The sequence below is a fragment of the Chromohalobacter sp. 11-W genome (assembly GCF_029889905.1).
Lineage (GTDB): Bacteria > Pseudomonadota > Gammaproteobacteria > Pseudomonadales > Halomonadaceae > Chromohalobacter.
This window is the reverse complement of sequence record NZ_JARANZ010000006.1, coordinates 199760-212141: the sequence shown is the minus strand read 5'-3', so window position 1 is coordinate 212141 and position 12382 is coordinate 199760. Positions and strand designations below refer to the sequence as shown.

Annotated in this window: 11 protein-coding genes and 1 pseudogene; all 12 read right to left on the bottom strand. The window is 62.6% G+C overall.

Annotated elements, in window-relative coordinates; all coding sequences use genetic code 11:
• Nucleotides 1–23 precede the first annotated feature (23 nt).
• The 12 genes and pseudogenes from slmA to OP494_RS10555 all read right to left on the bottom strand — a co-directional run bounded on the left by slmA (nucleotide 24) and on the right by OP494_RS10555 (nucleotide 12343).
• Nucleotides 24–641 (bottom strand): nucleoid occlusion factor SlmA, encoded by a 618-nt coding sequence (slmA, locus tag OP494_RS10610; protein ID WP_280540700.1) that lies wholly within the window; start codon nucleotides 639–641, stop codon nucleotides 24–26.
• A 105-nt stretch (nucleotides 642–746) separates the two neighbouring features.
• Nucleotides 747–1664, bottom strand: a complete 918-nt coding sequence (gene argB / locus OP494_RS10605) for an acetylglutamate kinase (protein WP_280540699.1) — start codon at nucleotides 1662–1664, stop codon at nucleotides 747–749.
• 51 nt (nucleotides 1665–1715) lie between these two features.
• Entirely contained in the window at nucleotides 1716–3128 is a 1413-nt protein-coding gene (locus OP494_RS10600; RefSeq protein ID WP_280540698.1) for a phosphomannomutase/phosphoglucomutase, read from the bottom strand.
• Between the two features lie 72 nt (nucleotides 3129–3200).
• Nucleotides 3201–3677, bottom strand: a complete 477-nt coding sequence (gene dut / locus OP494_RS10595) for a dUTP diphosphatase (RefSeq protein ID WP_075367744.1) — start codon at nucleotides 3675–3677, stop codon at nucleotides 3201–3203.
• A 13-nt stretch (nucleotides 3678–3690) separates the two neighbouring features.
• Nucleotides 3691–4992, bottom strand: coding sequence for a bifunctional phosphopantothenoylcysteine decarboxylase/phosphopantothenate--cysteine ligase CoaBC (gene coaBC, locus OP494_RS10590; RefSeq protein ID WP_280540697.1), 1302 nt, complete (start codon nucleotides 4990–4992; stop codon nucleotides 3691–3693).
• 73 nt (nucleotides 4993–5065) lie between these two features.
• Nucleotides 5066–5179: pseudogene (locus OP494_RS17180) on the bottom strand (mannonate dehydratase); the annotation flags it as partial.
• A gap of 197 nt (nucleotides 5180–5376) precedes the next feature.
• Nucleotides 5377–6708, bottom strand: coding sequence for a lactonase family protein (locus tag OP494_RS10580; protein ID WP_280540694.1), 1332 nt, complete (start codon nucleotides 6706–6708; stop codon nucleotides 5377–5379).
• A gap of 90 nt (nucleotides 6709–6798) precedes the next feature.
• A complete protein-coding gene (gene uxuA, locus OP494_RS10575) occupies nucleotides 6799–7974 on the bottom strand; it encodes a mannonate dehydratase (RefSeq protein WP_280540693.1) in 1176 nt (391 codons plus the stop codon).
• A gap of 9 nt (nucleotides 7975–7983) precedes the next feature.
• Nucleotides 7984–9441, bottom strand: a complete 1458-nt coding sequence (locus tag OP494_RS10570) for a mannitol dehydrogenase family protein (protein WP_280540692.1) — start codon at nucleotides 9439–9441, stop codon at nucleotides 7984–7986.
• A gap of 6 nt (nucleotides 9442–9447) precedes the next feature.
• Entirely contained in the window at nucleotides 9448–10728 is a 1281-nt protein-coding gene (locus OP494_RS10565) for a TRAP transporter large permease (protein WP_280540691.1), read from the bottom strand.
• On the bottom strand, nucleotides 10728–11300 hold the full coding sequence (locus OP494_RS10560) for a TRAP transporter small permease (protein ID WP_280540690.1): 573 nt from the start codon (nucleotides 11298–11300) through the stop codon (nucleotides 10728–10730). Before OP494_RS10560 ends, OP494_RS10565 begins: the two co-directional genes overlap by 1 nt.
• Before the next feature lie 74 nt (nucleotides 11301–11374).
• Nucleotides 11375–12343: a TRAP transporter substrate-binding protein gene (locus OP494_RS10555; RefSeq protein WP_280540689.1), complete on the bottom strand. Its 969-nt coding sequence runs from the start codon at nucleotides 12341–12343 to the stop codon at nucleotides 11375–11377.
• Between the last annotated feature and the right edge of the window lie 39 nt (nucleotides 12344–12382).

Sequence of the window (12382 nt, the reverse complement as noted above, 5' to 3'; positions counted from 1 at the left end):
CCGGGCATTGTCGTATGCAGCGCCTACACGTGGGCAGGGTGCGGCGCGGCGACCAGCAGGCGGGCGGAAAGCATCTGCCACTGATCTTCCCAGTGCTCGGTGGGAAGACGCCGAAAGTCGCTGCGCACATATTGCGTGATGCGCCCATCGGCGGTGGCCAGCAGCAGGTTGGCAGCGGCCGAGACTTTTAGCGTGGTGCGCAATCCTTCGTGAATCTCGGCTTCGCGCAGTATCTGCTTGAGCTGGGTTTCCAGGCGGTCGAAGAGCTGCGTCATGCGCACGCGCAAGCGTGCGGTTTCGCCGGTCAAGGCGTCGCCACCGAGCAGCCGGCACAAGCCGGGATTCTTTTCTGCGAAGCCCAACAACAGTGTCAGAATATGATGACAGCGCGCCTGTGCCTGCGGCTCCTCATCGAGAATGCGGCGGATGCGCTCGAACAGCGTCTCCTCTATGAATTCGATCAGCCCTTCGAACATCCGCGCCTTGCTGGGGAAATGCCGGTAGAGGGCGGCTTCGCTGACGCCGACCTGGCGGGCCAGCGCGGCGGTCGTGATCCGCTTGCCGCTGTCCTCCTGCAACATCAGCGCCAGCGCCTGGAGGATCTGCTCCCGGCGAGTTTGCTTAGGTGTTTCCTGCGTCATCGATTTTCTTCTATTGGAATCGTGTTAGCCCATCCTAATGGGCTGCCGGGATGCCGACAAATCGTCGCGCATCGCGGCGCACCGTCCCGGGTGCGAGGAGAAGTGTCAGTCTGTGGCGCCTTCGCTTTCGATGTCGGTGATCAGCGTGCCGACCCCGGCATTGGTGAAGATCTCCAGTAGCGTGGCGTGCGGTACGCGACCGTCGATGATGTGCGAACTGGCCACGCCGCCTTTGACGGCATCCAGCGCGCAGCGAATCTTGGGCAGCATGCCGCCGTGGATGGTGCCATCGCCGATCAGTGCGTCCACCTGGGCGGTAGAAAGGCCCGTCATGACCTCGCCCTCGGCATTCATCAGCCCGGCGACGTTGGTCAGCAGCATTAGCTTCTCGGCACTCAGCGCTTCGGCGACCTTGCCGGCGACCAGGTCGGCGTTGATGTTGTAGCTGTGACCTTCGGCATCGACGCCGATCGGCGCAATCACGGGGATGAAATCGCGCGCGGTGAGCATCTCGATGAGGTCGGTGGCGATGTGCTCGACCTCGCCGACATGGCCGATATCGATGATTTCCGGTGCGGTCATCTCGGGGCTTTGATGCTCGACGCGTAACTGGCGCGCGGTGATCTGTGCGCCGTCCTTGCCGGTCAAGCCGATGGCCTTGCCGCCGCTACGATTGATCAGGTTGACGATGCTCTTGTTGACCAGCCCGCCGAGTACCATCTCGACCACGTCCATGGTTTCGGCATCGGTGACGCGCATGCCGCCGACGAAGCGAGACTCGATGTTCAGACGCTTGAGCAACTCGCCGATCTGCGGACCACCACCATGCACCACCACCGGATTGATGCCGACTTCCTTCATCAACACCATGTCGCGGGCGAAGGAGTCGATCAGGGTGTCCTCGGTCATGGCGTTGCCGCCGTACTTCACTACCACGGTCTTGCCGGAGAAACGCTGGATGTAAGGCAGCGCCTCCGACAAGATCTCGACCACTAGACGCGGGTCGCGTGCGTGCTCACTCATGAAAGTTGTCTCCTTGAAAGCGGCCGATGCTCAGGCACCGGCCGCCGAGCGTCAGAAGGGTAGATCGGCCTCGGGGGCGACCTGCTTGAGGGCGTCGCGGAATTGGCCCTGAATGCGTGCCAGGGCTTCCTCGCTCTTGCCCTCGAAGCGCAGTACCAACATCGGCGTAGTATTGGACGCGCGGCACAGGCCCCAGCCGTCGGCATAGTCGACCCGGATGCCATCGAGAGTGGTTTTTACGCCATCCTCGCCGAAGTCACCTTCTCGAGCGAGCTTGTCGACGATGGCGAACTTGTTCTCGTCGCTGACCTGGGCATTGAGCTCTGGCGTGCTGAGGTCCTGCGGGAAGCGCTCAAAGAAGGCGTCGGCGTCGAGCCCTTGTGTAGAGTGTTGCCGCGAGAGGATCTCCAGCAAACGGGCGGCGCCATAGAGGCCGTCGTCGAAGCCGTACCAGCGTTCCTTGAAGAAGATATGACCGCTCATCTCACCGGCCAGCGCCGCGCCGGTTTCTTTCATGCGCGCTTTGATCAGCGAGTGTCCGGTGCGCCACATCTCTGGTGTGCCGCCGGCGTTCTCGACCACCTGGGCCAGGTTGCCGGTGCACTTGACGTCGAAGATGATGCGCGCGCCGGGACTACGCTGGAGCAGGTCCTCGGCGAAGGCCATCATCAGGCGGTCAGGATAGATCACCTCGCCCTTGGGCGTGACCACGCCGAGGCGGTCGCCGTCCCCATCGAAGGCCAAGCCGATATCCGCGCCGGTTTCCTTGACGGTGCGGATCAAGTCCTCGAGGTTTTCCAGCTTGCCGGGATCGGGGTGGTGATTGGGGAAATCGCCGTCGATATCGGCGAACAGCGGCACCATGTCCGCTCCCAGGCGCTCGATCAGTTGCGGGCCGAGCTCACCCGCCACGCCGTTGCCGCAGTCGACCACGGCCTTGATTTTCCCACTCAGGCTGACATCGCCGAGGATGCGTTCGAGATACGCCTCGCGCACATCCATTTCACGCAGGCTGCCTTCCCCCTCGCCGAGCGCATCGTCCTGGATGCGCTGATAAAGCGCGGTGATGGCATCGCCGGAGAGTGTTTCGCCGCCCAGCACTATCTTGAAGCCGTTGTAGTCGGGCGGATTGTGGCTGCCCGTGACCATGACGCCGGAGCTGGTGCCTTCCAGCGTGTGAGTGGCGAAGTAGAGCACAGGCGTGGGCACCATGCCGATGTCGATCACATCGCGTCCCGCACCGCGCAGACCGCGAATCAGGGCCGCCTGCAGGCGCTTACCCGAGTGGCGGCCGTCACGGGCGACGACCACGGTGGCTTCGTCGCGGCTGGCGGCTTCGGCACCGATGGCGCGGCCGATCAGCTCGACGCCTTCCTCGGTCAGGCTGTCGTCGACGATGCCGCGAATGTCATAGGCGCGGAAAATGGACGCGCTGATGGACGTATTGGGAGCTTGTTGGCTCATGGTGAATCCCTTCAAGTCGATGGCCGTGTGGCCGTGAACATCGGGGCGACCGTCAGCGTCGCCCGCCCGAACTCAATGACGGCCGGAGTGACCGAAGCCACCTCCAGCGCGCTCGCTGGCGGCGAAGTCTTCGACGATGTCGAGCTTGGCCTGTACCACGGGCACAAGCACATATTGTGCCAAGCGCTCGCCCGGTTCCAGAACGAACGTCTGGTTGCCGCGGTTCCAGACCGAGATCATCAGTTCGCCTTGATAGTCGGAGTCGATCAGGCCGACGAGATTGCCCAGCACGATGCCATGCTTATGCCCCAGACCGGAGCGCGGCAGGATCATGCCGGCAAGGCCCGGGTCGCCGATGTGCACGGCGAGGCCGGTGCGCACCAGTTCGCAGTCGCCCGGCGCCAGCGTCAGCGGGCCATCGAGCAAGGCGCGCAGGTCCATGCCGGCGCTGCCGGTGGTGGCGTAACCGGGAAGCGGGAAGTCGTGTACGCGTTCGTCCAGAATCTTCACCGACAAGGTGGTGTCGGAAGACAACGAGGCATCTGACATGGGAATGGGTCCGTCAGTCGTGCGCCGTGGGGGCGCGGTGGGCGTAAAGCGTCAATACCCGGTCGACGATGGCGTCGGCCAGGGTAGTCTTGGGTTGTGGCGGCAGCGCTTGGCTGTCGGTGTCATCGCCGTCACGCCACAGCAACAGGGCGGCATTGTCGTCGGCGCCGAAGCCGAGCCCGGCCTGGGAGACATCGTTGGCGACGATCATATCCATGCCCTTGCGGGTCAGCTTGTCGCGCGCATAGCGTTCTACGTCACGGGTCTCGGCGGCAAAGCCTACCACTAGCGGGCGCGGTGAACGCGCGGCGATCTCGGCCACGATATCGGGGTTCTTGACCAGCGTGAGCGTCATCGTCTCGCTGGCGTCGGTCTTCTTGAGCTTGTGTTCGGCGACATGCTCGGCGCGGTAGTCGGCGACCGCCGCGCAGCCGATGAAAATATCGCTCTCGGCGGCGACATGCTCAGCGGCGGTAAGCATCTCGCTGGCCGATGTCACATCGACGCGCTCGACCTCCGGGGGCGTCGCCAGGGCGACAGGGCCGCTGATCAAGCGCACGCGGGCGCCACGTCGGGCCCAGGCTTCGGCCAGGGCGTAGCCCATCTTGCCGGAGCTGTGATTGGAGAGATAGCGCACCGGATCGAGCGCCTCATGCGTCGGCCCGGCGGTGATCGTGACCCGCAACGTGTCGGCATCGCGTACAGCCGGCGCGACGTCGGGCGCCGTGGAGCTAGGCGCACCCTCGGGCGCCATGGAGCTAGGCGCATCTTCGGGCGCCATCGAAAGCTCGGCGATCAGCGCGTCCGGTTCGCGCATGCGGCCGGGGCCGACATCACCACATGCCTGCTCGCCACCATCGGGGCCCAGCAGGCGCCAACCCAGGGTGCGCAACGTCGCGGCATTGGCTTGGGTCGCCGGATGCCGCCACATGGCTTGATTCATCGCCGGTGCCATGACGCATTCCGCCTCGCTGGCCAGGCACAGCGTGGTGAGCAGATCGTCGGCATGGCCATGCGCCAGGCGTGCCATGAGATCGGCGGTAGCCGGGGCGACGAGGATCATTTCCGCCCAGCGCGCCAGCTCGATATGCCCCATGCCGGCTTCCGCCTCGGGGTCGAGCAGTGATGTGCGCACCGCTTCGCCGGTGAGTGCCTGAAGCGTCAGCGGGGTAATGAACGTCTGCGCGCCCTCGGTCATGACCACGCGCACCTCGCAGCCCGACTTCTTCAATAGACGAGCGAGCTGGGCGCTTTTGTAAGCGGCGATACCGGCGCTGATGCCGAGTAACACGCGCTTGCCGAAGAGTGTTGGCATGGCGGGAATCCTGACCGTTTTGCAGGCCCTCCACCTTACCATCGTGCCCCGGCTTTGCGTAGCGGGCGCCGCTTCAAGCGCACAGCTGTTTGATGGCGATCTCTACTCCTCGCAATTCTGCCAACCCCTTGAGACGCCCGATCAGCGGGTACCCCGGGCGTGTTTTGCGCGATAGGTCATCCAGCAGCAGTTTGCCCCTACTAGATATTGACGGGGTCGACTCTGGTGGGTAGTAGGCGCGCAGTCGGCCAGATACACAGGATACGACGTCCACGCCAGAGCCTTGCGTTGAAGGCCCTGGCGCAGGACCTGCTGACATTTTTAAGGCCACGACAGAGAAAAAGCACCGCATTCAGTCACTAGGAACGTTGCGCTCGACTCCCCTCAAATCCGTGCAAAGGGGCCGAATGCGAAGTCGACCGGAACTGGGCTATCGATGATATGGATGGGGCCTTCGAGTTGGCCGTTATCCGTCTTGATACGAAACACCACGATGGTGTCTGAATTCTGATTACCCACGTAAAGAAAATTACCCGCAGGCTCGATGTTCATTCCTCGCGGTATCTGGCCCTGACTCTGGCGCCATCCTACTGAGGTCAGTTTTCCAGATTTGGGGTCAACCGCAAACATGGCGATGCTATCCATCCCGCGATTGGTAGCGTAGATCCAACGACCGCTCGGATGAATCCTGATCTCCGCCGTCGTATTCGTCCCTGTCGGTACTTCGCCTGGATTATCGGGGTTGAATGAGGGGCGGGTGAACGTGGTGTCTTGCGGTAAAGTCGATATTGATTGTAACCAGATGAATGCTCCCCTCCGTGGCTCGAAATCGAAGACATCGATTGTGGAAGAAAGCTCGTTGATGACGTATGCACGATTATCATCGGGGTGAAATACGAGGTGGCGACAGCCGCTGCCAGATGGCACGTTAGCATGGGGAACGGGCCCCGGCATTAGCTTGCCAGTAGCTTGTTCGATCTCCCAAGCAAGAATGGAATCTCCTCCTAGATCCACGCCGAAGACATGCTGAGCACCGGGGTTGGATAGCATCATGTGCGCATGCGGGCCTTCCTGCCGGACAGGGTCGGGCCCGGTTCCATTGCCTGACGCCTGAAATTGATCGCTCATCGGTTCAATGTCACCGTCAGCACCAAGCGGAAATACGGAAAAGTTGCCCGTGCCGTAATTGGCCGCAAATAGATAGTTTTCAGAGAGGTGGACGGCACAGTAGCAGGGACAAGTACCGTGAGTTGAACGTGAATTGATCAGCGAAAGCCGGCCACTTTGCTGATCGATTTTATAAGCGCTGACACGTCCTAGCGGTTCTCCTGCGTCGTCCCCGCCAAGCTCATTGACACAGTAAAGATAGCGTTCCGATGGCGCCATGGCCAAAAAAGAAGGATTGTCGGCTTTTATCGTCTGGACGTGGCTAAGGTTGCCGGTTTCAAGATTCATCTTGTAGACGTAGATGCCCTCGGCCTGACTTGGGCTGACGCCACCGGGAGCCGTGTTTGGTGATGAGTAAGTACCGACATACACATACTGCCCATTAGCAGGCGACTCCGTCGAGCCCGTGTTCTGTGCGAAGGCGCCGTGTGCCGTCGCTGCCCAGGCTGCACCAACACCGACAGCTTGTAAGAACGAGCGTCTGGAGAGGCCGGAGTTGTTTTCAGGGGTGCTTGAGCTTTGTTGTTCCCGATCTTTTTGTACTTTCATTTCGCTGACTCCATGGAATAGCGGCCAGCCCTATACTAGCCGCACGCTTTACAGGGAAAGCCGTTTCACTAAGCCGCGGCCAACCCTGCCCTACAGAGATAAGCGGCGAACCGCGATTTCTATTCCTCGCAATTCTGCCAACCCCTTGAGACGCCCGATCAGCGGGTAACCCGGGCGGGTATCGCGATTGAGATCGTCGAGCAGATGATGGCCGTGGTCCGGGCGCAGCGGCAGACGCGGCCCGCCGTCACGCTCGCGGCGACGCTCCTCATCGATCAGGACCTTGATCACGCCGACCATGTCGACGTCGCCGTCGAGATGCGCGGCTTCGTGGAAGGTCCGCGGGTCGGCCTCGCGCTTCGTGGCGCGCAGGTGGGTGAAGTAGATGCGCGAGGCGAAACGCTCGCCTATTGCCACCAGATCGATGGCTTCGCTGACACCATAGGAACCCGTGCAGAAGGTCAGGCCGTTGGCCGGGCTGGGGGCGGCATCGAGGATCCACTCAACGTCGTCGGGCGTCGAGACCACGCGTGGTAGGCCGAACAGTGAGCGGGGCGGGTCATCGGGGTGGATCGCCAGGCGAATGCCGACCTCCTCGGCCACCGGCACGATGGCGCTCAGAAAGTGGCCGAGATTGGCGCGCAAGCGGGCGGCATCGATCTCGGCATACTCGGCGATCACCTGGCGAAAACGTGCCAGGGTGTAGTGCTCTTCGGCGCCGGGTAGCCCGGCGATGATGGTGTCGATCAGTCTCTGGCGCGCCGTTGCGTCGAGCGTTTCGAGATAGCCACGCGCGGCCTCGCGTTCGGCGGCATCGTAGTCGCGCTCGGCGCCGGGACGCTCGAGCAGGTAAAGATCGAAGGCGGCGAACGCTGTCTGGTCGAAGCGCAGCGCCGTGCCGCCGGTGGGTAGCGGCCAGGCCAGGTCGGTACGCGTCCAGTCGAGTACTGGCATGAAGTTGTAGCAGACCACGTCGATACCGCAGGCGGCCAGGTTACGCAGCGTCTGCTGGTAGTTGGCGATGTAGACATCGCAGTCGCCGCTGGCCTTCTTGATATCCTCGTGGACCGGCACGCTTTCGACCACCGACCAGGTGAGCCCGGCGGCCTCGATCAAGCGCTTGCGCTCGGCAATCGCCTCACGAGGCCAGGTTTCACCGTTGGGGATTTCGTGCAGAGCGGTGACGATGCCGGTAGCCCCGGTCTGGCGGATGTCGTCGAGGGTGATCGGGTCGTCGGGCCCGAACCAGCGCCAGGTGTGTTCCATGATCGTCTCCTATCGTGTCGGGGCGTCGAGGTCGGCCAGGGCCGCTATGACGCCGCGCTCGGTCAGCGTGCGGTAGGCGTCGAGCACCGCGCTGGAGAAGCGCGCGTCGACGGCCAGTTCGTGCGGAAAGATGGCGTCGATGGCGAGGAATGCGGCGATCAGTGACTCGGGCTTGTCGTGTTCGGCATGCAACGCGGCGAAGGAGCCGGCCATCGGATCGTCGACCGAGTGGCTCTCGCCTGCCAGATTGTTGCCAGCGGTATAGCGGATCCAGGCCGCCACGCCGAGCGCCGTGCAAGCGATTTCGCCCCCGGCGTCGAGCTGTTTCCGGGCGCCGTCGAGCCAGCGTTGGGGCAGTTTCTGAGACCCATCCATGGCGATTTGCTGCAGGCGGTGCCGCAGGCTGTCGTTGGTGAACCGGCTCAGCAAGCTATCGGCGTAGGCCTCGAGATCGGTGTCCGCTGGCATGGCCAACGTCGGTGCGGCTTCGCGGCGCATGTAGCCGCGAAGCAGGGCGGCGAATTCCGGACGACCGACGGCTTCTGCCACTGTCTCGATGCCTGCCAGCGCGCCCAGGTAGGCGAGCAGCGAGTGGCTGCCGTTGAGCATGCGTAGCTTCATGGCCTCGAAGGGCGCGACGTCGGCGACCATCTGCACGCCGTCGTGCTGCCAATCGGGACGCCCTTGGGGAAAGTCGTCTTCGATCACCCATTGGCTGAAAGACTCGCAGGCCACTGCGGCGGGGTCGTCGATACCCAGTGTGCGCAAGCGCTCGAACTCGACATCGCTCATCGCCGGGACGATGCGGTCGACCATGCTCGAGGGAAAGGCCACGGCGTCGGCGATCCATGCGGCGAGTGAGGGATCGCGCTGATGGGCCAGTTCGATCACCGCGCGGCGCGTGCGCTGGCCATTATCGGGCATGTTGTCGCAGCACAGCACCGTGAACGCGGGGGTATTGGCCGTGAATCGCCTAGCCAGCGCTTCGACCAGCATGCCCGGTGCGGTCCGCGGTTGTGTGGGGTTGGCGATGTCGTGGCGAATCGGCTCAGCGTCGAGCAGCAGCCGTCCGTTCGCCGGGTCGAGGTGGTAGCCCTTCTCGGTCACGGTCAGCGTGACGATACGCACGGCGGGTTCGCTCATGCGCCCCAGCAGGGCCTCGAGATCCTCGCCGCCGGGACCCGCATAGAGCGTCTCGCGGATCGCCGCGACCTCGCGCAGGGTCAGGGTTTCGCTGTCTGTGTATTCGGCGACGTGATAGCGCTGATCGCGTTCGCGCATCAGTTCGACGAGCTGGCGGTTGGAACGCAGGTTGGCGCTGGCGATACCCCACGGGCCGCCATCATGGCGGGCCAGGTTACGCTCCAGGTAGACCGCTTGGTGGGCGCGGTGAAAGGCGCCCAGGCCGAGGTGGACGATGCCCACCGTGGCTGGCGCGTGCGTGCAGGGTATCGATGTTGGGGTCATGGTCGATCAGTCTCCCATCAGCAGGTTGGGCAGCCACAGCGAAAGGGCCGGCACATAGGACACCAGTAGCAGCACCACCAGGTTGCAGATCAGAAACGGCACGATGGCGCGAGCCACACGCAGCATCGGCAGCTTGCCGATACCCGAGACGACGAACAGGCAGACCCCGAGGGGTGGTGTGGTCAGTCCGATCATCAGGTTAAGCACTGCCATGAGGCCGAAATGCACTGGGTCCATGCCCACGCCGGTGGCCACTCCCAGTAGCGCGGGGAACAGAATGATCAGTGCGGCGATGGTTTCCATGAAGGTGCCGACCACCAGCAGGATCAGGTTGAGTATCAGGATGACCACGATGGGATTCGCGCTAAAGCTCAGGATCTGGTCGGCGATCATCTGCGGGATCTGCTGGCTGGTGAGAATCCAGCCGAACAGGTTGGCTAAGCCCACCAGCAGCATTAACGAGCCAGAGGTCAGTACCGTATCGACGACGATCTGTGGCAGGTTGCGCCAGGTAATCCCCTTGTAGACGAACATGCCGATTATCAAGGCGTATAGGCTGGCGACGATAGACGCCTCGGTGGGCGTAAAGAAGCCGCCGATGATGCCGTAGAGAATGATGAAGGTCATCATCAGCGCCCAGAACGCGCTGCGCCCTTCCTTGATCAGTTCCTTGAAGGTCGAACGCTTCTCGCGCGGGTAGCCGCGCTTCACCGCCAGGATGTACACGGTGATCATCATCGCCAGGCCCAGCAATAAGCCTGGAATGGCGCCGGCCAGAAACATCCGGCCGACCGAGACGCCGGATAGCGAGCCGGCGATGATCATCGGTACGCTGGGGGGAATGATGGGGCCCACCGTCGACGAGGCGGCGGTCACTGCGGCGGCGAAGGGCTTGTCGTAGCCGGCTCGGGACATACCGGGGATCATCACCGAACCGATGCTTGCCGCATCGGCCACCGCGGTGCCGGAGATACCGCCGAAGATCATCGAGCCGCCCACGTTGGCGAGCCCCAGGCCACCGCGGATATGGCCCACCAAGGCGTTCGCGAAACGCACGATATGATCGGTAATGTTGCCGACGTTCATCAGGTTGCCGGCCAGCACGAAACCGGGAATGCACAGCAGCACGAAGGTATCGATGCCACCGTACATGCGTTGCGGAACGATGGTCAGCGAGATGTCCGATAGCAGCAGATAAGAAAGTGAGGCGATGCCCAGCGAAAAGGCGATGGGGATACCCACCAGCAGCAGCACAAGAAATACGCAGAACAGGACGGCGACTTCCATTACGGCGTCTCCCCGGTATGGGTCGATCCGCCGCGCGCAATGGCCACTCCGGCCTCGATCAAGCCGATCGCCGCATACAGGGCGGACAGGCCGAACAAGGCGACGGTCGAGAAGAAGATATAGTGCATGTGGACCTCGAGAGTCGGCGAGGTCTGGAAGGCGCCTACCTGGGCGAATTGCATGGCGTAGGGAATCATCCACGCTGAGAAGACGCCCACGATCAAACAACATAGCGCTCGGTAGACCAACTGGCTGCGCCGGCCTAGTAGATGCTGGAAAAGTTCGACGTTGACGTGGCGGTTGCGGCGCAGGACGAGGCCGGCCGACAGCGCCACCATGTAGATGAACAGGTAGCGCGACAGTTCCTCGGTCCAGGCCGGGGAGCTAGGCAGCGCCACTCGGGAGACGATCTGCAGGATCACCACCGCGGCGATGGCTATCAGCGCCAGCGATGCGAGTAGGGCGAACAGGCGGTCGAGCCCGTTGACCAATCGCCCCCAGAGACCACCGAGGGGGGGAATCTCGGCGATGTCGTGCAGCGGATCGCTCGATATGGAATCGGAATCGCTCATCAGGAATATTCCTCGGCGAGTCGGCAGAGTGCCGGGGCTGTCATGCCCAGCCCCGGCGTGGGGAATGTGCCCGATCAGAGGTCCTGGATCGCCTCATAGAGCTTTTGCTGTTCGTCGTCGAGCGACGCTTTGACGGCCGGTTCGGCTGCCTCGGCGAAGGCTTTTTGATCGACCTCGACGAACTCCATGCCTGCCTCTTCGAGCGCATCGCGCAGACGCTTCTGGTCCTCGGTGAAGAGTTTCGCCTCATAGGACTGCATCTGCTGAGCCGCATCGAGGACCACCTCTTGCAGGTCCTCCGGCATTGACTCGAGCTTTTTCTTGCCGATCACCACGTAGATCCAGCTACGCACGTGATCGGTCACGTTCACGTAGTCCTGAACCTCATTGAAGCTGGCGCTTTCGATCAGCGACAGGGGGTTCTCCTGACCATCGATGGTGCCCTGTTGCAGCGATGTGAACACCTCGCTGAAGGCCATCGGCGTGGGCTTGGCGCCAAGCGCCTGCCAGGTATCGACGAACAGCGGCACGTTGGGTACGCGCAAACGCAAGCCGTCAAGGTCAGAGGGCTTCTTGATCGGCCGGTTGGACGTCAGCTCACGCGGGCCGCGTTCGAACCAGGCGATCGGTACCAGGCCGGCTTTCTCCTCTATCTGTTGTTCGATCTGCTTGCCGATATCGCCCTCGACTGCCTTGCGCAGATGCTCGGAGTCGCGGAAGGCGTAGGGCACGGCCATCATCGCCGCCTTGGGGGCCCAGTTCTGCAAGCTTTCCCCGGTGATGGTCATATCAGCGGTGCCGAGTTGAATGCTGTTGATGACTTCCATCTCGGTGCCCAACTGCTCGTTGGGAAATATCTGTACGTCGATGCGGCCGTCGGATTCCTCTTCGACGACTTGTTTGAAGCGCTCGGCGGCTTTGTTCCAGATGTTTTCTTCGTTGGCCAGGTGGCCGAACTTGAGGGTGTAATCCGCGGCGGTGGCGAACGGGGCGGCGAGTATGCTTGAGCCGATAACGGCGCTGGCGAGTAGCTGTTTGAGCATGACGTTCACTCCTGACTCTGATTGATGGCTGTTGTTGTT

What these genes read in the sequence shown, in the direction of transcription:
- slmA (WP_280540700.1), bottom strand. Translation starts at nt 641, where the DNA reads ATGACGCAGGAAACACCTAAGCAAACTCGCCGGGAGCAGATCCTCCAG.
- argB (WP_280540699.1), bottom strand. Translation starts at nt 1,664, where the DNA reads ATGAGTGAGCACGCACGCGACCCGCGTCTAGTGGTCGAGATCTTGTCG.
- OP494_RS10600 (WP_280540698.1), bottom strand. Translation starts at nt 3,128, where the DNA reads ATGAGCCAACAAGCTCCCAATACGTCCATCAGCGCGTCCATTTTCCGC.
- dut (WP_075367744.1), bottom strand. Translation starts at nt 3,677, where the DNA reads ATGTCAGATGCCTCGTTGTCTTCCGACACCACCTTGTCGGTGAAGATT.
- coaBC (WP_280540697.1), bottom strand. Translation starts at nt 4,992, where the DNA reads ATGCCAACACTCTTCGGCAAGCGCGTGTTACTCGGCATCAGCGCCGGT.
- OP494_RS10580 (WP_280540694.1), bottom strand. Translation starts at nt 6,708, where the DNA reads ATGAAAGTACAAAAAGATCGGGAACAACAAAGCTCAAGCACCCCTGAA.
- uxuA (WP_280540693.1), bottom strand. Translation starts at nt 7,974, where the DNA reads ATGGAACACACCTGGCGCTGGTTCGGGCCCGACGACCCGATCACCCTC.
- OP494_RS10570 (WP_280540692.1), bottom strand. Translation starts at nt 9,441, where the DNA reads ATGACCCCAACATCGATACCCTGCACGCACGCGCCAGCCACGGTGGGC.
- OP494_RS10565 (WP_280540691.1), bottom strand. Translation starts at nt 10,728, where the DNA reads ATGGAAGTCGCCGTCCTGTTCTGCGTATTTCTTGTGCTGCTGCTGGTG.
- OP494_RS10560 (WP_280540690.1), bottom strand. Translation starts at nt 11,300, where the DNA reads ATGAGCGATTCCGATTCCATATCGAGCGATCCGCTGCACGACATCGCC.
- OP494_RS10555 (WP_280540689.1), bottom strand. Translation starts at nt 12,343, where the DNA reads ATGCTCAAACAGCTACTCGCCAGCGCCGTTATCGGCTCAAGCATACTC.